The 20,970-nt window shown below is 67.8% G+C and carries 14 protein-coding genes and 1 pseudogene; 9 read left to right on the forward strand and 6 right to left on the reverse strand.

All coding sequences use genetic code 11. The features are described from left to right. Window positions 1-2: 2 nt before the first annotated feature. A complete protein-coding gene (pcaD, locus tag C1931_RS08310) occupies window positions 3-791 on the forward strand; it encodes a 3-oxoadipate enol-lactonase (protein ID WP_108755976.1) in 789 nt (262 codons plus the stop codon). 21 nt (window positions 792-812) lie between these two features. Next, window positions 813-1,196 (forward strand): 4-carboxymuconolactone decarboxylase, encoded by a 384-nt coding sequence (gene pcaC / locus C1931_RS08315; protein ID WP_108755977.1) that lies wholly within the window; start codon window positions 813-815, stop codon window positions 1,194-1,196. A 103-nt stretch (window positions 1,197-1,299) separates the two neighbouring features. On the opposite strand, the gene C1931_RS08320 is transcribed toward pcaC, so the two are convergent. Next, window positions 1,300-2,154, reverse strand: coding sequence for an IclR family transcriptional regulator C-terminal domain-containing protein (locus C1931_RS08320; protein ID WP_108751533.1), 855 nt, complete (start codon window positions 2,152-2,154; stop codon window positions 1,300-1,302). A gap of 101 nt (window positions 2,155-2,255) precedes the next feature. After that, window positions 2,256-4,679 (reverse strand): membrane-bound PQQ-dependent dehydrogenase, glucose/quinate/shikimate family, encoded by a 2,424-nt coding sequence (locus tag C1931_RS08325; protein WP_108755978.1) that lies wholly within the window; start codon window positions 4,677-4,679, stop codon window positions 2,256-2,258. Between the two features lie 299 nt (window positions 4,680-4,978). Here C1931_RS08325 and C1931_RS08330 point away from each other — a divergent pair, with 299 nt between their 5' ends. Then, complete coding sequence (locus C1931_RS08330) at window positions 4,979-5,518, forward strand: adenine phosphoribosyltransferase (RefSeq protein ID WP_108755979.1); 540 nt, start codon at window positions 4,979-4,981, stop codon at window positions 5,516-5,518. Window positions 5,519-5,711: 193 nt separating this feature from the next. Here C1931_RS08330 and dbpA read toward each other — a convergent pair whose 3' ends face one another. Both dbpA and C1931_RS08340 read right to left on the reverse strand, forming a co-directional pair. Next, complete coding sequence (gene dbpA / locus C1931_RS08335; protein ID WP_108755980.1) at window positions 5,712-7,088, reverse strand: ATP-dependent RNA helicase DbpA; 1,377 nt, start codon at window positions 7,086-7,088, stop codon at window positions 5,712-5,714. 213 nt (window positions 7,089-7,301) lie between these two features. Then, window positions 7,302-8,381 (reverse strand): YeiH family protein, encoded by a 1,080-nt coding sequence (locus tag C1931_RS08340; protein WP_108755981.1) that lies wholly within the window; start codon window positions 8,379-8,381, stop codon window positions 7,302-7,304. Between the two features lie 100 nt (window positions 8,382-8,481). On the opposite strand from C1931_RS08340, the gene C1931_RS08345 reads away from it, so the two are divergent. From C1931_RS08345 to C1931_RS08355, 3 genes are all read left to right on the forward strand, one after another. Then, window positions 8,482-9,399 (forward strand): LysR family transcriptional regulator, encoded by a 918-nt coding sequence (locus C1931_RS08345; RefSeq protein WP_108755982.1) that lies wholly within the window; start codon window positions 8,482-8,484, stop codon window positions 9,397-9,399. Next, the gene (locus C1931_RS08350) at window positions 9,387-9,764 is read left to right on the forward strand and encodes a hypothetical protein (RefSeq protein ID WP_108755983.1); all 378 of its coding nucleotides are present in this window, start codon (window positions 9,387-9,389) and stop codon (window positions 9,762-9,764) included. The genes C1931_RS08345 and C1931_RS08350 overlap by 13 nt, the downstream gene beginning before the upstream one ends. A gap of 174 nt (window positions 9,765-9,938) precedes the next feature. Further along, window positions 9,939-11,822, forward strand: coding sequence for an ATP-binding cassette domain-containing protein (locus C1931_RS08355; RefSeq protein ID WP_108752861.1), 1,884 nt, complete (start codon window positions 9,939-9,941; stop codon window positions 11,820-11,822). 192 nt (window positions 11,823-12,014) lie between these two features. On the opposite strand, the gene C1931_RS08360 is transcribed toward C1931_RS08355, so the two are convergent. Further along, window positions 12,015-12,476: a cytochrome c gene (locus C1931_RS08360; protein WP_108752862.1), complete on the reverse strand. Its 462-nt coding sequence runs from the start codon at window positions 12,474-12,476 to the stop codon at window positions 12,015-12,017. Window positions 12,477-12,485: 9 nt separating this feature from the next. Then, complete coding sequence (locus C1931_RS08365; protein ID WP_108752863.1) at window positions 12,486-12,881, reverse strand: c-type cytochrome; 396 nt, start codon at window positions 12,879-12,881, stop codon at window positions 12,486-12,488. A gap of 217 nt (window positions 12,882-13,098) precedes the next feature. Between C1931_RS08365 and C1931_RS08370 the strand changes: the two genes are divergently transcribed. From C1931_RS08370 to C1931_RS08380, 3 genes and pseudogenes are all read left to right on the forward strand, one after another. Beyond that, window positions 13,099-14,262: an efflux RND transporter periplasmic adaptor subunit gene (locus C1931_RS08370; protein ID WP_199913917.1), complete on the forward strand. Its 1,164-nt coding sequence runs from the start codon at window positions 13,099-13,101 to the stop codon at window positions 14,260-14,262. Window positions 14,263-14,324: 62 nt separating this feature from the next. After that, a pseudogene (locus C1931_RS08375) lies at window positions 14,325-17,777 on the forward strand (efflux RND transporter permease subunit); the annotation flags it as partial. Then, window positions 17,774-20,854: an efflux RND transporter permease subunit gene (locus tag C1931_RS08380; protein WP_108752865.1), complete on the forward strand. Its 3,081-nt coding sequence runs from the start codon at window positions 17,774-17,776 to the stop codon at window positions 20,852-20,854. The pseudogene C1931_RS08375 and the gene C1931_RS08380, both read left to right, overlap by 4 nt. Window positions 20,855-20,970 lie beyond the last annotated feature (116 nt).

Here is a 20,970-nt window from a genome sequence, read left to right on the forward strand (position 1 = left end):
GCATGCCGTTTCTCGAGCTTCCGCAGCATCGCCTGCACTACCAGACCGAGGGCCGTGAAGACGGCCCCTGGCTGACCTTCTGCAACTCGCTGGGCACCGACCTGGGCATGTGGGCGCCGCAGGTACAGGCGCTGTCGGCGCAGTACCGCATCCTGCGCTATGACCGCCGCGGCCATGGCCAGTCCAGCGCGCCGCCGGGCCTGTACAGCGTGGCCGAGCTGGGCGCCGACGTGCTGGCGTTGTGGGATCACCTGGGTATCGAGCGCAGCCACTTCTGCGGGCTGTCCATCGGCGGGCTGACCGGCCAGTGGCTGGGCGTGCATGCCGGCAACCGTCTGCGCACGCTCACCGTGGCTGCCACCGCCGCGAAGATCGGCAGCGCCGAAAGCTGGCAGGCACGCATCGCCCAGGTGCAGCACGACGGCCTGCTGCCGCTGGTCGATGGCACGCGCGAGCGCTGGTTCACGGCCGGCTTCGCGCAGACCCATGCCAGCCTGGTGGAAGACATCCTGCAGCGCTTCCTGGCCACGTCGGTGGAAGGTTACGTGGGCTGCTGCAACGCGGTGGGCACGGCCGACTTCCGCCATGTGCTGGCGCGCATCCAGGTGCCGCTGCTGGCCATCGCCGGCGATGACGACCCGGTCTGCGTGCCGGCCGATCTGCAGGCCATTGCCAGCGGCGCGGCGCAGGGCGCGTATGCGCAGGTGGCCGGCCGGCATATCTGCAACCTGGAATCACCGCAGGCCTTCACCGATGCATTGGCCGCGCATCTGGCGCAGGCCACGCACTGACACTTGCACAGGTAGACGACGATGGACGAACAGGAACGCTACGAAGCCGGCTTGGCGGTACGCCGCCAGGTGCTGGGCGAAGCCCATGTGGAACGCTCGCTGCAGGCGCGCACGGACTTCACCACTGAATTCCAGGAATTCATCACCCGCACGGCGTGGGGCACGGTGTGGACGCGCGACGGCCTGCCGCGGCACACCCGCTCGCTGCTGACCATCGTGATGATGGTGGCACTGGGCCACGACGAAGAGTTCAAGCTGCATATCCGCGCGGCACGCAACAATGGCGTGACCCCGGAAGAGATCAAGGAAGTGCTGCTGCAGGCCGCCATCTACTGCGGTGTGCCTGCGGCCAACCACGCCTTCGCGCTGGCCAAGCCGATCCTGGAAGAGCAGGCGGGCGACTGAGATCGGGGTCGGATCCCTTTGCAACGCAAAGGGCTCTGACCCCCACTCACGACTGGGGTCAGAGCCCTTTCCTGCGGAAAGGGATTCGACCCCGGGGCTTGGCTCAATGCAGCAACGACCCGAGTTGCTGCGCGGCTTCGCGCAGGCGCGGCAGCAACTGCGACTGCATCACGCCCAGGTTCACGCGGCCGGCCTGGGTGCCGATGTTCAACGCGGCAATCACCTCGCCACTGCGCGAACGCACCGGCACGGCGATCGAACGCAGGCCGATCTCCAGCTCCTGGTCCACCAGTGAAACGCCTTCGCGGCGGACCTTCTCCAGCGTTTCCAGGAAATCATCCATGCGGGTGATCGTGCGCTCGGTGCGCGGGCGCAGGGGCGTGCGTTCCAGATAGCCTTCCAGCGTGTCGCGCGGCAGGGCCGCCAGCAGCACCCGGCCCATCGAGGTGCAGTACGCCGGCAGGCGGCTGCCTGCGCGCAGGCCAATGGACATGATGCGCACGGTCTCGGCACGCGCGATGTACAGGATGTCATCGCCATCGAGCACGCCCAGCGAACACGATTCGTGCACGTCGTCGCGCAGTGCATCCAGCACCGGTTGCGCGGCGGCGGTCATCGACGAGGACGCCACGTAGGCGCCACCCAGCCCCAGCACGCGCGGCAGCAGCACATAGCCGCGGCCCTGTTCGCCCACATAGCCCAGCTTTTCCAGCGTGTACAGCACGCGGCGCACCGCCGCACGCGAGATGCCGGTGTCGCTGCTGATCTGTGACATGGTCACTTCGCGTGGATGCTGCGAGAACACGCTCAGCACGGCCAGGCCGCGGCCGAGCGAGGTCATGAAATCCGGATCGCCCTGGTTGCCCTGGATCTGTTGCATCAACTCATGGGCCAGCCCGCGCTCCTGTGGCGGGGCCGGGGAACGCTTGGGGCGGCGGCTGGGAGGAACAGCAGGCATGGCAACCGGTTTCATCTACGTAAGCCCTGCATGGTAAGCGCTGGGCAGCTGGATCGGTACCCGCACGCCGTGGCCACGAAGGACCACGGCGTGGGCACGGTTCACTTGCTCTGCGGCAGCGCGTAGGCGATCACGTAATCGCCGCGGTCCGGCGACTGGCGCGCGCCACCGGCGGAAATCACCACGTACTGACGGCCGGTCTTCGGCGAGACATAGGTCATCGGCGTGCCCTGGCTGCCCACCGGCATGCGGGCCTTCCAGACTTCCTTGCCGCTGCGGCTGTCGTAGGCGCGCAGGTAGTAATCCTGGGTGCCGGCGAAGAACAGCAGGCCCGATTGGGTGGCCAGCGAACCGCCCAGCGTCGGCATGCCGATCGGAATGGGCAGGTGCATCTTGATGCCCATCGGCCCGGTGTCCTGCACCGTGCCCACCGGCACCTGCCAGACCAGCTTGTGGGTGGCCAGGTTGATGGCCGACATCGTGCCGAACGGCGGCTGCTGGCAGGGAATGCCCAGCTTGGACAGGAAGCGGTCGCGCAGCGAGCCGTACGGCGTGCCGGTCTGCGAAGCGGCGCCCATTTCCACGCCACCATCGCCGCTGGTCATCTGCGCACGCGGAATCAGCTTGGTCCACAGGCCCAGGCGCATGTCGTTCACGAACAGATAGCCGGTGGTCGGGTCGACCGAGGCGCTGCCCCAGTTCATGCCGCCCAGCGAACCGGGCCACTGCAGGGCCAGGTCTTCGCCCGGCGGGGTGTACATGCCGTCGTAGCGGAACTGCTTGAACTGGATGCGGCACAGCATCTGGTCGATCGGCGTGGCGCCCCACATGTCCGATTCGGTCAGCGTCTGCGCGCCGATCTGCGGCAGGCCCACCGACAGCGGCTGGGTGGCCGCGTAGCGCTCGCCCTGGGCGTTGCCCTGCGGTGCGGGAATCTCGCGCACTTCGGTGATCGGCTGGCCGGTCTGGCGGTTCAGCATGAAGATCTGGCCGGCCTTGGTGATCTGCAGCAGGGCCGGCAGCGTGCCGCCCTTGCCGTCGGGCACGTCGGTCAGGGTCGGCTGCGCGGGCAGGTCGTAATCCCACAGGTCATGGCGCACGGTCTGGTAGACCCAGCGCTCCTTGCCGGTGGCCACGTCCAGCGCGACCACGGCCGAGCTGTACTTGTCGTCCTGCGGGGTGCGCTCGCCGGCCCACTGGTCCGGCGTGGTGTTGCCGGTGGGCAGGTAGACCAGACCCAGCTGCGGATCGTAGGCCATCGAGGTCCACACATTCGGCGTGGCGCGGGTGTAGTGGATCGACGGATCCAGTGGCACGTCCGGGGTTTCCTTGGACAGGTCCCAGACCCAGGCCAGTGCGCCGGTACGCACGTTGTACGCGCGCACCACGCCGGACGGCTCGCCCACCTCGATGTTGTCGGCCACGCGGCCGCCCACCACGATCAGGTCACCGGCCACCAGCGGTGCGGCGGTCAGGGTGTAGAAGCCGGGCTTGATCTCGCCCATGCCCACCTTCAGGTCGACCACGCCGTTGCTGCCGAAGTCCGGGCACAGCGCGCCGGTCCTGGCATCCAGAGCAAACAGGCGGGCATCGATGGAGGTCATCAGGATGCGCTTTTCGCAGATCGCCGGCTGGCCTGCTGCCGCGGCGACGCTGGGCGCCGGTGCGGACGGCTCGACCGTGGCGGCGGGCGCGGCGACGGCGGTGCTGCTGTCGAAGTAGCCCAGGCCCCGGCAGCGCTGCCAGTTCGGTGCAGTGGCCTTGGGATCGAAGGCCCAGCGCTGCGTGCCCGAATCGGCATCGATGGCGATCACCTGGTTGTGCGGGGTGCACAGGTACAGGGTGTCGCCGATCTGCAGCGGGGTGTTCTGGTCTTCGGCGCCGAAGCCGTTGCTTTCCGGCACATCGCCGGTGCGCGCGGTCCAGGCCACCTGCAGCTGCTGCACGTTGTCGGGGGTGATCTGGTCCAGCGCGGCGAAGCGGGTGCCGGCGGTGGTGTTGCCCCAATGCATCCAGTCACGCTGCTCGCTGCCCTTGGCCACCGGCACTACTGGCGGCACCTCGCCGGCGGCGGACACCACCGGGCGCGGCTGGAAGGCCGACACCGCAGTGGCCAGCAGGCCCACCAGCAGCACGGCGGCCACGCCATAGGCACCGCGGCCAGCCGCTGCGCCACGGCTGCGCCGCAGCAGCGGCCACGCCAATGCCACCAGCAGGGCCAGCACGGCCGGCATCACCAGGCGCGATACCAGCGGCCAGAAATTCCAGCCGGCATCGACCAGTGCCCACACGACGGTGGCCACGAAGGCGGCGCCGTACAGCAGGGCACCAGCCGGGCGGCGCGCCAGAAGCAGGGCACCGGCCAGCGCCGATGCCAGACCCATCAGCAGGAAATACCAACTACCGCCCAGCTGGGCCAGGCGCACACCGCCGACCAACAGGGCCAGGCCGAACAGTGCCACCAGAATGCCGAGCAGGACCAGCAGCACCCGGCACAGGGCCGGAACTTTCGTCGTCTCGTCCACGTTGCATGAACCTCGTATCGAAAAACCCCACGGCCGTGGGGGAAGGCCCGCGCGCGCCAGGCGTGGCGGGGACCGTTCGGCATCCCTGGCTGCGGGCCGTCCAGCGGGCGGGCAGGCAGTGGCCTGCTTATGGCGCAGGCGGAGTGAATGGCCGGTTAGGGCGATTATCGCACGGGCGTGCGATTTTGGCGTGAGTTCGGGCAGGCCACGAATGGAACGTTGCGGCGCGCCAGTGCCGGGAACGGGCAGCGTTCAGGCGAACCGGTTACCCTATGCCGCCATACAAGCTGGTAGCTGCAATGACCGACGCCACCGTGGCCGTCCCCGCCTGGGCCTCGCGCCTGCGCGATATCGCTGATTTCCCCAAGCCCGGCATCCTGTTCAAGGACATCATGCCGCTGCTCGCGCACGGCGAAGACTTCCGCGGCGCGATCACGGCCATGGCCGATCGTTGGCGCGACCAGAAGCTGGATGCGGTGGTCGGTATCGAATCGCGCGGTTTCATCCTGGGCGCAGCCATGGCGCTGGAACTGGGCGTGGGCTTCGTGCCGGTGCGCAAGCCGGGCAAGCTGCCGGGCAGGGTGCTGCGCGAGGAATACACGCTGGAATACCGCAGCGACTGCATTGAAGTGCACGCCGATGCGCTGCACGCCGGTGCGCGCGTGGCGATCATCGATGACGTGCTGGCCACCGGCGGCACGCTGGTGGCCGCGCTGTCGCTGGTGCGCCGCCTGGGCGTGGACGTGGTTGGCGCCGGCGTGCTGGTGGAACTGGACGGCCTGGGCGGCCGCGGTCGCTGGGAAGCGGATCTGCCGCTGCACACCGAACTGGTGTTCTGAGCGGGGAGCCTGAGCCGGTAGGCTTTGGTAGGTGCCAACCTTGGTTGGCACTGCTGTCCGCGCGACCTGTGGAGCGCCAACCAAGGTTGGCGACTACCAGATCGCGTTGATCTGCTCTGGTAGGTGCCAACCTTGGTTGGCACTGCTGTTCGCGCGATCTGTGGAGCGCCAACCAAGGTTGGCGCCTACCGGATCACATCATCCGCACGCGGAAGCGGCGGCCCTTGATCTTGCCGGCTTCCAGCTTCGCAACGGCCTTGTTCACCTGTTCGCGGGCAATCGCCACGTACGAGCGGGTGGGGAAGATCGCGATCTTGCCGATGTGCTTGCCCGACAGGCCGGCATCGCCGGTCAGCGCGCCCAGGATATCGCCGGGGCGCAGCTTGTCAGTCTTGCCGCCATCGATGCGCAGCGTGCGCATGGCCGCCTGCGGCAGCTCGGCCGGGCGCGATGTCGCCAGCGGGGTCTTCTGCCAATCCAGCGGCTGACCCATCTGTGCCTCGATCGCCTCGGCACGGGTCTTCTCGCGGCCCGCCACCAGGCTGATCGCCAGACCGCTGGCACCGGCACGGCCGGTACGGCCCACGCGGTGCTGGTAGCTCTCCACGTCGGTCGGCAGTTCGTAGTTGATCACCGCCGCCAGTTCTTCCACATCCAGTCCACGGGCGGCCACGTCGCTGGCCACCAGCACGTTGCAGCTGCGGTTGGCCAGGCGCAGCAGGACTTCCTCGCGGTCGCGCTGTTCCATGTCGCCATGCAGGGCGAGTGCGGAGAAGCCGAACTGCTGCAGCGAGTTGGCCACTTCGTCCACGTCCTTGCGGGTGTTGCAGAACACCACCGCCGATTCCGGCGTGTACTTCAGCAGCAGGCCGGCCAGCGCCTTCTGCCGGTGCGCCGGTTCCACTTCGCAGAACAGGTGGCGGATGGCCGGGGCCTGGTCGGCGCCTTCCACGGTGACTTCCACCGCATCACGCAGCAGGTCGCGGGCGATGGCGCGGATGCTGTCGGGGAAGGTGGCCGAGAACAGCAGGCTCTGGCGGTCCTTGTGGGTGCGGCCGGCGATCTCGCGGATGGGTTCTTCAAAGCCCATGTCGAGCATGCGGTCGGCTTCGTCCAGCACCAGCGTGCGCACCGCGCCCAGGTTCAGTGCGCGCTTGCGGGCCAGTTCCTGCACGCGGCCGGGCGTACCGACCACCACATGCGGGTCGTGGCCTTCCAGCGATGCCAGCTGCGGTCCCAGCGGGACGCCACCGACCAAGGTCAGCAGCTTCAGGTTGGGAATGCCGGTGGCCAGCTTGCGGATCTGCTTGCCGACCTGGTCGGCCAGTTCGCGGGTCGGGCACAGCACCAGCGCCTGCACGCGGATCAGGCTGGGGTCGATGGCCTGCAGCAGGCCCAGGCCGAAGGCGGCGGTCTTGCCGCTGCCGGTCGGCGCCTGTGCGATCACATCGCGGCGGTCCAGGATGGCGGGCAGGCTCTGCGCCTGGATCGGCGTAAGCGTGGTGTAGCCGAGGGCGTCCAGGCCGGGCTGCAGGGCCGGGCTCAGCGGCAGGGTCGAAAAGTCAGTCATGGCGCATTGTACCTGTCTGCGCGGCAGGGCCCGCCTGATGGGGTGGGGTCGGATCCCATTCCGCAGGAATGGGCTCTGACCCCATCGGAGTCGGCATCCACGCATGGCGTGGATCTACTGGGGCCTATCCACGCATGGCGTGGATCTACCGCCGGTGTACCACGCGTTGATTCAGTAGATCCACGCCACGCGTGGATGGCGGTGTCCCGGCCCTCAGCCCAGCACCGCCAGCACACCCTGGTGGATCGCCAACCCACCCAGCAGCAGCCACGCAAACAGCACCAGCGCCAGCAGCAGCGGCTTCAGCCCGGCCTGTCGCAGCGCGGACACATGGGTGGTCAGGCCCAGCGCGGCCATCGCCATCGCCAGCAGCACCGTATCCAGCTGCACCAGCCCGGCCTGCAGGCCTGCCGGCAGCACATGCAGCGAATTGAAGCCCGCCACCGCCACGAATCCGAACGCAAACCACGGCACCACGATGCGCGGGGCCGTGCCTTCACCAGCCGCCTTGCCGCCGCGCGCCAGCCACAGCGACAGCGCCACCAGGAACGGCGCCAGCAGCATCACCCGCACCATCTTGGTGATCACGGCGGTATCGGCCGCGGCCTCGCTCACCGCGCGCCCGGCGGCCACCACCTGCGCCACCTCGTGCACGGTGGCACCGGTGAACAGCCCGTACTGGCGCGCGTCCATGGCCAGCCAGCCATGCGACTGCGCCAGCGCAAACAGGGCCGGGTACAGGAACATGGCCAGCGTGCCGAACACCACCACCGTCGATACCGCCACGGTCACCTGCGCGGCGCGCCCGCGCACCACGGGTTCGGCGGCCATCACCGCCGCCGCGCCGCAGATCGCGCTGCCGGCACCAATCAGCATCGCCGCTTCGCGCTCCATCCTGAACACGCGCACGCCCAGCCAGCAGGCCAGGCCGAAGGTGCTGGCCACCACCAGCGCATCCATCAGCACGCCGGCCACGCCCACCTGGCCAATGTCCTGGAAGGTCAGGCGCAGGCCGTACAGCACGATGCCCGCGCGCAACAGCCAGTGCTTGGAAAAGCCGACACCAGCCGCGCTGGCGGGGGCCAGCTGCGGGTACAGCGTATTGCCGACCAGGATGCCGGCGACGATGGCCACGGTCAGCGCGCTCAGGCCATGCGCCTGCAGCCACGGCAGCTCGGCCAGGTACAGCGACGCCGCCGCCAGCAGCCCCACCAGCAGCAGGCCGGGCAGGCGCGGCTGCCAGCGCTGGCGCAGGGCGGGCAGGGACCAGGGAGACAGGGCAGGGGCGTTCATGGCGGGCGGGTACGGAGGAGGTGCGCCCAGCCTGCGCCCGAGCGGCCTACCTGTAAAACGAATACTATTGGTGAAAACTACCTATCAAGCAGGTAATTGCATGCGCCTGACCCTGCGCCAGCTAAAGGTCTTCGTCGCCATTGCCGACCACGGCAGCACCACGGCCGCAGGACAGGCGATCGCCCTCTCGCAATCGGCCAGCAGTGCGGCCCTGCAGGAGCTGGAAGCGCACTTCGGTACGCCGCTGTTCGACCGCATCGGCCGTCGCCTGGTGCTGAACGGGCATGGCCGCGCCCTGCTGGAACCGGCCCGCACCCTGCTGGCGAACGCCGCCGACCTGGAACGCCACCTGGCGGCAGGCGGCACGCCGGGGCAGGGCGCACCGCTGCGCCTGGTGCTGGCGGCCAGCACCACCATCGGCAACTACCTGCTGCCCGCACGCATTGCGGCCTTGCTGCGGCAGACCCCGCAGGCCGAAGTCGACCTGCGCATCGACAACAGCGCCGGCGTGGTGGCCGCCGTCCAGCGGCTGGACGTGGACGCTGGTCTGATCGAAGGCCCGTGCCACGAGCGCGGCCTGCAGGTGACGCCGTGGCAGCAGGACCCGCTGGTGATCGTTGCCGCCGCAGACGCCCCCGCGCGCTGGCCGCTGGACGAACTGCGCGCCGCCCGCTGGCTGCTGCGCGAGCCCGGTTCCGGCACCCGCGAAGCGGTGGAGCAGGCCCTGCTGCCGCATCTGCACGGCTTCGCCCAGACCCTGCAGTTGGGCAATACCGAAGCGATCAAGCAGGCCGCCATTGCCGGACTGGGCGTGGCCTGCCTGTCGCGCCACGCCGTGGAAGAGCCGCTGGCGCTGGGCCGCCTGCAGGTGCTGGACACTCCGCTACCGGCCCTGCAGCGCACCCTGTGGCTGGTACGCCACCCCGGCAAGCATTGGCTGCGGGGGTTGCAGGCGTTGCTGGGGGATGCAACCCTGCCACCGCGTATTGGCAACCCGAACGGATCATGCGAGCGATAGAGAGACTCAGCCGCGACCTGGGCCTGCCACCCGCTGACAGCCATAGCCAGGACTGGGCCTACGAACTGCCCGACCCGTATCGGACCGACGCCTGGCTGGACCGGTACATGGCGGCATATCACGGCAGCGGCTATCCCCCTGACGTCAGGCATGCGCTGATGACCCTGGCCCTGGATGTAAGCAATGACCTGCTTGGCGCGGGTGCCAGGCCGGATGATCGCAGCATTGCCGCCGTACTCGCTGCGCTGCGTCAGGATCGTCACGAGCACCACGCCCTGATCGAGTACTGGGCGCTGGAGGGGGAGCCATTCGACGACTGCTTTGCCCTGACCCCTGAGGTCAGAAAGATCAAGGCTGCACGCTGAGCCCCGCCCCGACCGAGCGCCGGAAGCTGCCGGAGCCGGGGCGGTAGCGTCGACCGTTGGTCGACTATCGCGGGCAGCGCGGGCGTCAGAGAGCAGGCGACTGACAGTCGACGCTACCCGTCGACGCTACCCGCTGAGATTCCGGCTGACCTCCCCAACCCTTACACTATGGGGATGCCTCTGATTACTCTGCAGAACGTCGACTTCAGCGTCGGCGGCCCGTTGTTGCTGGAAAAGGCCGAACTGTCGATCGAGCCGGGCGAACGCATCGCCCTGATCGGCCGCAACGGCGCCGGCAAATCCACCCTGCTCAAGCTGCTGTCCGGCGACCACAAGCCCGATGACGGCGAAGTGCGCGTGCAGCAGGGCGTGCGCGTCACCCGCCTGGAACAGGAAGTGCCGCATGGCGCCGCCGGTTCGGTGTTCGACGTCGTGGCCGACGGCCTGGGCGAACTGGGCCAGTGGCTGGCCGAATTCCACCACCTCAGCCATGCCGAGGAATTCGACGGCGAAGCGCTGGGCAACGTGCAGGCCAAGATCGATGCCGCCAACGGCTGGGGCCTGGACCAGCGCGTCAGCGAAACCCTGACCAAGCTCGACCTGGACGGCGAAGCCGAATTCGGCCGCCTGTCCGGCGGCATGAAGCGCCGCGTGCTGCTGGCCCGCGCGCTGGTGTCCAGCCCGGATGTGCTGCTGCTGGACGAACCGACCAACCACCTGGACATCGAAGCCATCGACTGGCTCGAAGCCTTCCTGAAGGGCTGGAGCGGCAGCGTGGTGTTCGTCACCCATGACCGCCGCTTCCTGCGCGCGCTGGCCACCCGCATCGTCGAAATCGATCGCGGCCAGGTCACCAGCTGGCCGGGCGACTGGGCCAACTACGAGCGACGCCGCGAGGAACGCCTGAACGCGCAGGCGCAGGAAAACGCCCGCTTCGACAAGCTGCTGGCGCAGGAAGAAGTCTGGATCCGCCAGGGCATCAAGGCCCGCCGCACCCGCGACGAAGGCCGCGTGCGTCGCCTGAAGGCAATGCGCACCGAGCGCTCGCAGCGCCGCGACCTCAGCGGCAACGTCAAGATGGAAGCCGCGCAGGGCGTCAGCTCCGGCAAGAAGGTCATCGACGTCAAGGACATTTCGTTCGCCTTCGGCGAGCGCACCATGGTCCGCGACTTCACCACCACCATCCTGCGTGGCGACCGCATCGGCCTGATCGGCCCCAACGGCAGCGGCAAGACCACGCTGCTGAAGCTGCTGCTGGGTGAACTGCAGCCGGCCAAGGGCGAAGTCAACGCCGGCACCAACCTGCAGATTGCCTACTTCGACCAGTACCGTGCGGTGCTGCGCGAAGACTGGAGCGCGATCGAGAACGTAGCCGAAGGCCGCGATTTCCTCGAGTTCAACGGCAAGCGCAAGCACGTGCATGCCTACCTGCAGGACTTCATGTTCACCCCCGAGCGCGCGCGTGCGCCGATCACCCGCCTGTCCGGTGGCGAGCGCAACCGCCTGCTGCTGGCCAAGCTGTTCGCGCAGCCGTCCAACCTGCTGGTGATGGACGAACCGACCAACGACCTGGACGTGGAGACCCTGGAGCTGCTGGAAGAGCTGCTGGGCGAATACACCGGTACGCTGCTGCTGGTCAGCCACGACCGTGATTTCATCGACAACGTGGTGACCTCCACGCTGGTGATGGAAGGCGATGGTGTGATCGGCGAATACGTGGGCGGTTACAGCGACTGGCAGCGCTACGCGGCCAGCATCAGCAGCCCGGTGGCACCGGTGGTGGCCAAGCTGGCGCCGGCCGTGGCGCCGGCACCGGCCGCTGCCGAACCGGCCGCCGCCAAGCGCAAGCTCAGCTACAAGGAAGCGCGCGAGCTGGAGCAGCTGCCCAAGACCATCGAAAAGCTGGAAGGCGATGTGGAAGGCCTGACTGCGGCCATGAACGATCCCTCGTTCTACACCCGCAGCAGCGCCGAAGTGACCGCCCACACCCAGCAGCTGGCCAAGGTGCAGGCCGAGCTGGACGCGGCATACGCGCGCTGGGAAGAGCTGGAAGGCTGATCGCGCGGCATGCGGTAGTGCGGGGCCATGCCCCGCGAGCGCGCAGCGCGGCGCATCGGGTGATCCGCCGGGCATGGCCCGGCGCTACCGGAAGGCGGACGGCGCAATGTGTGCGGACCAAGGTCCGCACCTACCAGAGCCGGCGGCCGGCGCCGATGCCCGGTAGATCCACGCCATGCGTGGATGGCGGGGTCATTTCACCCCGTGCAGATCCCGCAGCTGGCTGGTCCGGCTGCCGAAGTACGCCGCCAGATCCGCAATGTCCTGGTCGCTGAGGTCTTTGGCCTGCGGCGTCATCAGCGCATGTTCGCGGTCACCGGCGCGGTAGGCCTGCAGCGCATGGGCCAGGTAATCGCCGTACTGGCCGCCCAGCTTGGGGTAGGTCGGGTCGATCGGCGCGTTGCCGTCGGCACCATGGCAATCGATGCAGCTCTGGTTGGTGGCCTTGCCCTTCACCTTGGCGCGGGCTTCGCCGGCGGCTTCGCGCCCGGCCGGCAGGCCGGCCGACGATGACGAGCCGTGCTCGCCACTGGCATGGCCAGGGTCGGCGGCGGATTTCTCGCTGTTTTCCACCTGCGACTGCGAACAGGCGGCCAGCAGCAGGGCGACGGACAGGGCGATGGCGTGACGCACGGGATGCGCGGCTTTCGACATGGGCGGGCCTTACTTGACGGTGGACAGGTAAACAGCGAGATCGGCGATCTCCTGTTCGCTGAAGCTCATCGACTGCGCCTGCATCGTCGGATGCCGGCGCTTGCCCTGGCGGTACTCGGTCAGGGCCTGGGTCAGGTACTGCTGGCTCTGGCCACCGATCTTGGGCACCCGGTAACTGGGGTAGGCGTTCTTGTAACCGGTGATGCCATGGCACCCCTGGCAGGTGTAGGCCAGCACCCGGCCATTGTCGAAGTTGCCGCTGGGCGCGGCAGGCGCCGGCGTGGCGGCAGGTGCCGGGGCCGGTGCGGGTGTGGCAGGTGCAGAAGCAGGAGCGGGCTGTGCGGCGGCCCCAAGGGGCAGGAGGACGGCCAGAGCGAGACAAGCGGCGAGCGGCTGCGGGCGCATGATGTCGTTTCCGGGATTCGGGTCTGGTCGTTCCGGCGTGGGGTACGGAACGGTCCCGAGTATAGCCGCAGGTTTCATCTAGCTGAAATGGGGGCGGTCCGACCAGCGGCGTGAAGGCACCATGACCTTTGGGATATGGTGTGGCCGTGAAGTGGTGCATTACTTTGGTAGCACACCTGTCCACACCCCCGTCCACGCATCTTCCAGGGACCTGACGATGTCGTACTCCATCTTGCTGCCGGGCCGCCGCAGCGCAACTTGTGCTGCCGCGCTGCTGCTCACCACCTCCCTGCTGCTGAGCGGTTGCGCCGCCGGGCCCAACGCCGAGGCCAAGGCCGAAACCAAGGACGAGAAGAAGGTCGATGCGGTACCGGTGGAAGTGGCCGTGGCCAGCCATCGCGCCGTGGCCGCCAGCTACACCGGCACGGCCGCGCTGGAACCGCGCGCCGAATCGCAGGTGGTAGCCAAGACCTCCGGCGTGGCGCTGGCGGTGCTGGTGGAAGAGGGCCAGCGGGTTTCCGCCGGCCAGCCGCTGGTGCGCCTGGACCCCGATCGCGCACGCCTGGCCGTGGCGCAGAGCGAAGCGCAGCTGCGCAAGCTGGAAAACAACTACCAGCGCGCCCAGAAGCTGGTGGGCCAGCAGATGGTCAGCGCCGCCGACGTGGACCAGCTGCGCTACGACCTGGAAAACATGCGCGCCCAGTACCGCCTGGCCACGCTGGAACTGTCCTACACCACGGTGGTGGCGCCGATCTCCGGCGTCATCGCTTCGCGTTCGATCAAGACCGGCAACTTCGTACAGATCAACACGCCCATCTTCCGCATCGTCGACAACTCGCGGCTGGAGGCCACGCTGAACGTGCCCGAGCGCGAACTGGCCACCCTGCGTGCCGGCCAGCCGGTCACGCTGTCGGCCGATGCGCTGCCGGGGCAGAGCTTCACCGGCACGGTGGACCGCATCGCACCGGTGGTCGATTCGGGCAGCGGCACCTTCCGCGTGGTCAGTACCTTCGATGGCGCCGCGCACGCCCTGCAGCCGGGTATGTTCGGCCGCATCCGCATCGACTACGACCAGCGCGCCGACGCACTGGTGGTGCCGCGCCTGTCGCTGCTGGACGATGGCGAACCGGCAGTGTTCCGCGTGCGCGCCGGCAAGGTCGCCCGCGTACCGGTGAAGCTGGGCTATGCCGAAGGCCCGTGGGTGGAGATCCGCGAAGGCCTGGCCGCCGGTGACCAGGTGGTCACGGCCGGCAAGGTGGCACTGCGCGATGGCACTGCGGTGCAGGTCATCGCCGATCCCAACGCCAAGGCCAAGGCCAAGGCCAAGCCGGCCACGGTGGCCGCGGCCAAGCCCGCAGACAAGGCCGGGAGCCAGCAATGACCGCCCCGGGCCACGACCACGGTGCCTCGCCGGCGAGCGACGGCGCCGCCTCCGGCATGCGCGGCGGCCTGGTGGAATTCGCCACCCGCCGCCGCGTCACCATCGCCATGTGCACGGTTACCCTGCTGCTGTTCGGCTTGATCGCGCTGGGCAACCTGAAAGTAAACCTGCTGCCGGACCTGAGCTATCCCACGCTCACCGTGCGCACCGAATACACCGGCGCGGCGCCGACCGAAATCGAAAGCCTGATCAGCCAGCCGGTGGAAGAAGCGGTGGGCGTGGTCAAGAACCTGCGCAAGCTGAAGTCGGTCTCGCGCACCGGGCAGAGCGATGTGGTGCTCGAGTTCGCCTGGGGCACCAACATGGACCAGGCCAGCCTGGAAGTGCGCGACAAGATGGAAGCGCTGAACCTGCCGCTGGAGGCCAAGGCGCCGGTGCTGCTGCGCTTCAATCCGTCCACCGAGCCGATCATGCGCCTGGTGCTGTCGACCAAGGCCGCGCCGGCCAGCGATGAAGACGCGATCCGCGAACTGACCGGCCTGCGCCGCTATGCCGACGAAGACCTGAAGAAGAAGCTGGAACCGGTGACCGGCGTGGCCGCGGTGAAGGTGGGCGGCGGTCTTGAAGATGAGATCCAGGTGGACATCGACCAGCAGAAGCTGGCCCAGCTCAACCTGCCCATCGACACCGTCATCAAGCGGTTGAAGGAAGAGAACATCAACATCTCCGGTGGCCGCCTGGAGGAGGGCTCGCAGCGCTTCCTGGTGCGTACCGTCAACCAGTTCGCCGATCTGGAAGAGATCCGCAACCTGCTGGTCACCACCCAGTCGTCCAATGGCAGTGCGGCCGATTCGGCCCTGCAGCAGATGTTCACCATCGCCGCCTCCACCGGTTCGGCCGCCGCCGTTGCCGCTGCGTCGGCCGCGCAGAGTGCCTCTTCGGGCAATTCCAGCGTGGTCGCCAACGGTGTGCCCGTGCGCCTGAAAGACGTGGCCACCGTGCGCCAGGGTTACAAGGAACGCGAAGCAATCATCCGCCTGGGCGGCAAGGAATCGGTGGAGCTGGCCATCTACAAGGAAGGCGATGCGAACACCGTTGCCACCGCGCAGGCCCTGCGCACGCGCCTGGAACAGATCAAGAGCACCTTCCCGTCCGACGCCGAACTGACCACCATCGAAGACCAGTCGCGCTTCATCGAACACGCCATTGCCGATGTCAAAAAGGACGCGGTGATCGGTGGCCTGCTGGCCATCCTCATCATCTTCCTGTTCCTGCGCGATGGCTGGTCCACCTTCGTCATCAGCCTGTCGCTGCCGGTGTCGATCATCGCCACGTTCTTCTTCATGGGCCAGCTTGGCCTGAGCTTGAACGTGATGTCGCTGGGCGGTCTGGCCCTGGCCACCGGCCTGGTGGTGGACGACTCGATCGTGGTGCTGGAAAGCATCGCCAAGGCGCGCGAACGTGGCCTGGGCATCCTGCAGGCGGCCATCGTCGGTACCCGTGAAGTGAGCATGGCCGTGGTGGCCTCCACCCTGACCACCATCGCCGTATTCCTGCCGCTGGTGTTCGTCGATGGCATCGCCGGCCAGCTGTTCCGCGACCAGGCGCTGACCGTGGCCATCGCCATTGCCATTTCGCTGCTGGTGTCGATGACCCTGATCCCGATGCTCAGCTCGCTGAAGGGCCGCCCGCCGCTGGCCTTCCCGGAAGAACCCGGCGCCGACGCGTGGCGGCCGGACAGCCGCTGGCAGAAGCCGGTTGCGCTGGGCCGTCGTGGGTTCGTGGCCAGCGTGCGCTGGAGCTTCTTTGCCCTGGCCTGGCTGGTGGTGCGCGTGTGGCGCGGCATCGTGGCCGTGGTCGGCCCGGTCATGCGCAAGGCCAGCGATATCGCCATGAAGCCCTATGCCGGCGCCGAGCGCGGTTACCTGCGCCTGCTGCCCAATGCGCTGGCCCACCCGGGCAAGGTGCTGGGCCTGGCCGGGCTGGCTTTCGTGGCCACCATGGCCATGGTGCCGATGCTGGGTGCGGACCTGATTCCGCAGCTGGCCCAGGACCGCTTCGAAATGACCGTGAAGCTGCCCGCCGGCACGCCGCTGAAGCAGACCGATGCACTGGTGCGCGAACTGCAGCTGGCCCATGGCCAGAGCCAGGGCGTGGCTTCGCTGTACGGCGTCAGCGGCAGCGGCACCCGGCTGGATGCCAGCCCCACCGAAAGCGGTGAGAACATCGGCAAGCTGACCGTGGTGATGGCCGGTGGCGGCAACGCGAAGACCGAAGCGGAGATCACCGAGCGCCTGCGTGACAGCATGGGCCAGCACCCGGGCGCGCAGGTCGACTTCGCGCGGCCGGCCTTGTTCAGCTTCTCTACGCCGCTGGAAATCGAGCTGCGCGGGCAGGACATGGCCACCCTGGAAGTGGCCGGCCAGCGCCTGGCTGCGCTGCTGCGTGGCAACGCGCACTACGCCGACGTCAAATCCACCGTGGAAGAAGGCTTCCCGGAAATCCAGATCCGCTTCGACCAGGAACGCGCCGGTGCGCTGGGCCTGACCACCCGGCAGATCGCCGATGTGGTGGTGAAGAAGGTGCGCGGCGACGTGGCCACGCGCTACAGCTTCCGCGACCGCAAGATCGACGTGCTGGTGCGCGCCCAGGAAGGCGACCGCGCCAGCGTGGACAGCATCCGCCGGCTGATCGTCAATCCGGGCAGCACCCGTCCGGTCACTCTGGATGCAGTGGCCGACGTCATCGCCACCAGTGGCCCCAGCGAGATCCACCGCGCCGACCAGACCCGCGTGGCGGTGGTCTCGGCCAACCTGCGCGACATCGATCTGGGCGCGGCCATGCGCGAAGTGCAGCAGATGGTGGCCGAACAGCCGCTGGGTGCCGGCGTGGGCCTGCACATCGGCGGGCAGGGCGAAGAGCTGGCGCAGGCCGCCACCTCGCTCATCTTCGCCTTCGGCCTGGCCATCTTCCTGGTCTACCTGGTGATGGCCTCGCAGTTCGAATCGCTGCTGCACCCGTTCGTCATCCTGTTCACCATTCCGCTGGCGCTGGTCGGTGCCATCCTGGCGCTGATGCTGACCGGGAAACCCATTTCGGTGGTGGTGTTCATCGGCCTGATCCTGCTGGTCGGCCTGGTCACCAAGAACGCGATCATCCTGATCGACAAGGTGAACCAGCTGCGCGAAGCCGGCGTGGCCAAGCACGAAGCGCTGGTGGAAGGGGCACGCTCGCGCCTGCGGCCGATCATCATGACCACCCTGTGCACGCTGTTCGGCTTCCTGCCGCTGGCGGTGGCGATGGGCGAGGGCGCCGAGGTGCGCGCGCCGATGGCCATCACCGTAATCGGCGGCCTGCTGGTGTCCACCCTGCTCACCCTGCTGGTCATTCCGGTGGTGTACGACCTGATGGACCGCCGCGGCGATGCCTACTACCGCGAACGCGGCCGCAAGCACGCCGGTGAAGGCCTGCACGGCGCCACCGGCAGCGCGGCGGGCGCGGAGGAACCGGCATGAGCGTTGCCGAGTTTTCCATCCGTCGCCCGGTCACCACCATCATGTGTTTCGTGTCGCTGGTGGTGGTCGGCCTGATCGCCTCGTTCCGGCTGCCGCTGGAAGCGCTGCCGGACATCTCCGCGCCGTTCCTGTTCGTGCAGATTCCCTATACCGGCTCCACGCCGGAAGAGGTGGAGCGCACCATCATCCGGCCGGTGGAGGAATCCCTGGCCACCATGACCGGCATCAAGCGGATGCGCTCGTCGGCCACCGCCGAGGCGGCGTCGATCTTCATCGAGTTCAGCGATTGGGACCGCGACATCGCCATTGCCGCGTCCGATGCGCGCGAACGCATCGATGCGATCCGCAGCGACCTGCCCGACGACCTGCAACGCTACAACGTGTTCAAGTGGTCCAGCAGCGACCAGCCGGTGCTGAAGGTGCGCCTGGCCAGCACCACCGACCTGACCACTGCGTATGACATGCTGGACCGCGAGTTCAAGCGGCGCATCGAACGCATTCCCGGCGTGGCCCGCGTGGACATCACCGGCGCGCCGCCGAACGAGGTCGAGATCGCCATCGACCCGAACCGGCTGAACGCCCACGGCCTGAGCATCAACGAACTGAGCGAGCGCCTGCGCACGCTGAACTTCTCGATCTCGGCCGGGCAGATCGACGACAACGGCCAGCGCGTGCGCGTGCAGCCGGTGGGCGAGATCACCGACCTGCAGGAAATGCGCGACCTGGTGATCAATGCGACCGGCCTGCGCCTGGGCGATATCGCCGATGTGCGCCTGAAGCCGGCGCGCATGAACTACGGCCGCCGGCTGGACGGCAACCCGGCGGTGGGCCTGGACATCTACAAGGAGCGCAGTGCGAACCTGGTGGAAGTCTCGCGCGCGGCGCTGGCCGAAGTGGAGGCGATCCGCGCGCAGGATTCCATGCGCGATGTGCAGATCAAGGTGATCGACAACCAGGGCAAGGCGGTCACGTCCTCGCTGCTGGAACTGGCCGAAGCCGGTGCGGTCGGCCTGATCCTGTCGGTCACCGTGCTGTTCTTCTTTCTGCGCCACTGGCCGTCCACGCTGATGGTCACCCTGGCCATTCCGATCTGTTTCACCATCACCCTGGGCTTCATGTACTTCGCCGGGGTCACCCTGAACATCCTGACGATGATGGGCCTGCTGCTGGCGGTGGGCATGCTGGTGGACAACGCCGTGGTGGTGGTGGAAAGCATCTACCAGGAACGCGAGCGCATGCCCGGGCAGCCACGGTTGGCCTCGATCATCGGTACCCGCAACGTGGCCATCGCGCTCAGCGCCGGCACCCTGTGCCACTGCATCGTGTTCGTGCCCAACCTGTTTGGCGAAACCAACAACATCAGCATCTTCATGGCGCAGATCGCGATCACCATCTCGGTCTCGCTGCTGGCCTCGTGGCTGGTGGCCGTCAGCCTGATTCCCATGCTGTCCGCGCGCATGGCCACGCCCAAGCTGGTGCATTCGCAGACCGGCGTGATCGCGCGCCTGCAGCACCGTTACGCGCAGCTGCTGGACTGGTCGCTGCGCCACCGTGGCTGGAGCCTGCTGGGCATCGTGCTGGTGGTGCTGGTCAGCCTGGTGCCGATGAAACTGACCAAGGTGGACATGTTTGGCGGCGAAGGTGGCAAGGACATCTTCATCGGCTACATGTGGAAGGGTGCGTACACCTACCGGCAGATGTCCGAGGAAGTGGGCCGCGTGGAAGCCTGGATCGAAGAGAACCGCGAGCGCCTGCATGTGCAGCAGGTGTATTCCTGGTACAGCGAGCAGGAAGGCAGCTCCACCGTGGTCACCCTGGACGAGAAGCACGCCAAGGACATCAAGGCGCTGCAGGAGGAAATCCGCAAGGGCCTGCCCAAATCCGCGCGTACCGATTACTTCGTCGGCAACCAGGGCGGCGATGGCGGCGGCGGTGGCAACCAGGGCGTGCAGGTTCAGCTGGTGGGCGATTCCAGCACCCTGCTGCAGGAGATCGGCCAGGAAGTGCTGCCGTTGTTGGCACAGCGCAGCGAGCTGCGCGACGTGCGCATCGACAACGGCGAAAAGGGCGGCGAGCTGAAGGTGCACGTCGACCGCGAACGTGCCGCGGCCTTCGGCTTCAACGCCGAACAGGTGGCCAGCTTCGTCGGCCTGGCCCTGCGTGGCGCCCCCATGCGCGAGTTCCGCCGTGGCGACAACGAAGTGCCGGTGTGGGTGCGCTTTGCCGGTGCTGAACAGAGCAGCCCGGAAGACCTGGCCGGCTTCAGCGTGCGCACCGGCGATGGCCGCAGCGTGCCGCTGCTGAGCCTGGTCAGCGTGGACGTGGGTTCGTCGGCCACCCAGATCGGCCGCACCAACCGCCAGACCACGCTCACCATCAAGGCCAACCTGGCCGAGAAGATCACCGCACCCGATGGCCGCAAGGCGATCGAGGCCGTGCTCAAGCCGATGAACTTCCCGGCCGGCTATGGCTACAGCTTCGACGGTGGCGACTACGGCAACGACGATGAAGCCATGCAGCAGATGGTGTTCAACCTGCTCATCGCGCTGGTGATGATCTACGTGGTGATGGCTGCGGTGTTCGAATCACTGCTGTTCCCGGCGGCGATCATGAGCGGCGTGCTGTTCTCGATCTTCGGCGTGTTCTGGCTGTTCTGGATCACTGGCACCTCGTTCGGCATCATGTCCTTCATCGGCATCCTGGTGCTGATGGGCGTGGTAGTGAACAACGGCATCGTGATGATCGAGCACATCAACAACCTGCGGCGTGGCGGCATGGGCCGCACCCAGGCGTTGGTGGAGGGCTCACGCGAGCGCCTGCGCCCGATCATGATGACCATGGGCACGGCGATCCTGGCGATGGTGCCGATCTCGCTGACCAACACGCAGATGTTCGGCGATGGCCCGGAATACGCCCCGATGGCGCGCGCGATTGCCGGCGGCCTGGCGTTCTCCACCGTGGTCAGCCTGCTGTTCCTGCCCACGATCTACGCCCTGCTGGACGACCTGCGAAACGCCGCCGTACGCCTGATCCGCCGCGCCCGCGGCCTCGACAAAACCGCGGCCACCGCTGCGTAGCGTCGAGCTGGCTCGACTACCGCCAATGGCGGCAACACCGTGTGTAGTGGTGGGGGGAGACCGGTCGTAGTGGGGCGGTCTCCCCCTTTTTTCGCAGGGCATGGCCCAGCGCTACC

Origin of the sequence: Stenotrophomonas sp. YAU14A_MKIMI4_1, assembly GCF_003086855.1 — a bacterium.
GTDB lineage: Bacteria > Pseudomonadota > Gammaproteobacteria > Xanthomonadales > Xanthomonadaceae > Stenotrophomonas.

Bases quoted from the DNA above. Each gene is read 5' to 3' on its own strand.
- pcaD (WP_108755976.1), top strand. From the start codon at position 3: ATGCCGTTTCTCGAGCTTCCGCAGCATCGCCTGCACTACCAGACCGAG.
- pcaC (WP_108755977.1), top strand. From the start codon at position 813: ATGGACGAACAGGAACGCTACGAAGCCGGCTTGGCGGTACGCCGCCAG.
- C1931_RS08320 (WP_108751533.1), bottom strand. From the start codon at position 2,154: ATGCCTGCTGTTCCTCCCAGCCGCCGCCCCAAGCGTTCCCCGGCCCCG.
- C1931_RS08330 (WP_108755979.1), top strand. From the start codon at position 4,979: ATGACCGACGCCACCGTGGCCGTCCCCGCCTGGGCCTCGCGCCTGCGC.
- dbpA (WP_108755980.1), bottom strand. From the start codon at position 7,088: ATGACTGACTTTTCGACCCTGCCGCTGAGCCCGGCCCTGCAGCCCGGC.
- C1931_RS08340 (WP_108755981.1), bottom strand. From the start codon at position 8,381: ATGAACGCCCCTGCCCTGTCTCCCTGGTCCCTGCCCGCCCTGCGCCAG.
- C1931_RS08345 (WP_108755982.1), top strand. From the start codon at position 8,482: ATGCGCCTGACCCTGCGCCAGCTAAAGGTCTTCGTCGCCATTGCCGAC.
- C1931_RS08350 (WP_108755983.1), top strand. From the start codon at position 9,387: ATGCGAGCGATAGAGAGACTCAGCCGCGACCTGGGCCTGCCACCCGCT.
- C1931_RS08355 (WP_108752861.1), top strand. From the start codon at position 9,939: ATGCCTCTGATTACTCTGCAGAACGTCGACTTCAGCGTCGGCGGCCCG.
- C1931_RS08360 (WP_108752862.1), bottom strand. From the start codon at position 12,476: ATGTCGAAAGCCGCGCATCCCGTGCGTCACGCCATCGCCCTGTCCGTC.
- C1931_RS08365 (WP_108752863.1), bottom strand. From the start codon at position 12,881: ATGCGCCCGCAGCCGCTCGCCGCTTGTCTCGCTCTGGCCGTCCTCCTG.
- C1931_RS08370 (WP_199913917.1), top strand. From the start codon at position 13,099: ATGTCGTACTCCATCTTGCTGCCGGGCCGCCGCAGCGCAACTTGTGCT.
- C1931_RS08380 (WP_108752865.1), top strand. From the start codon at position 17,774: ATGAGCGTTGCCGAGTTTTCCATCCGTCGCCCGGTCACCACCATCATG.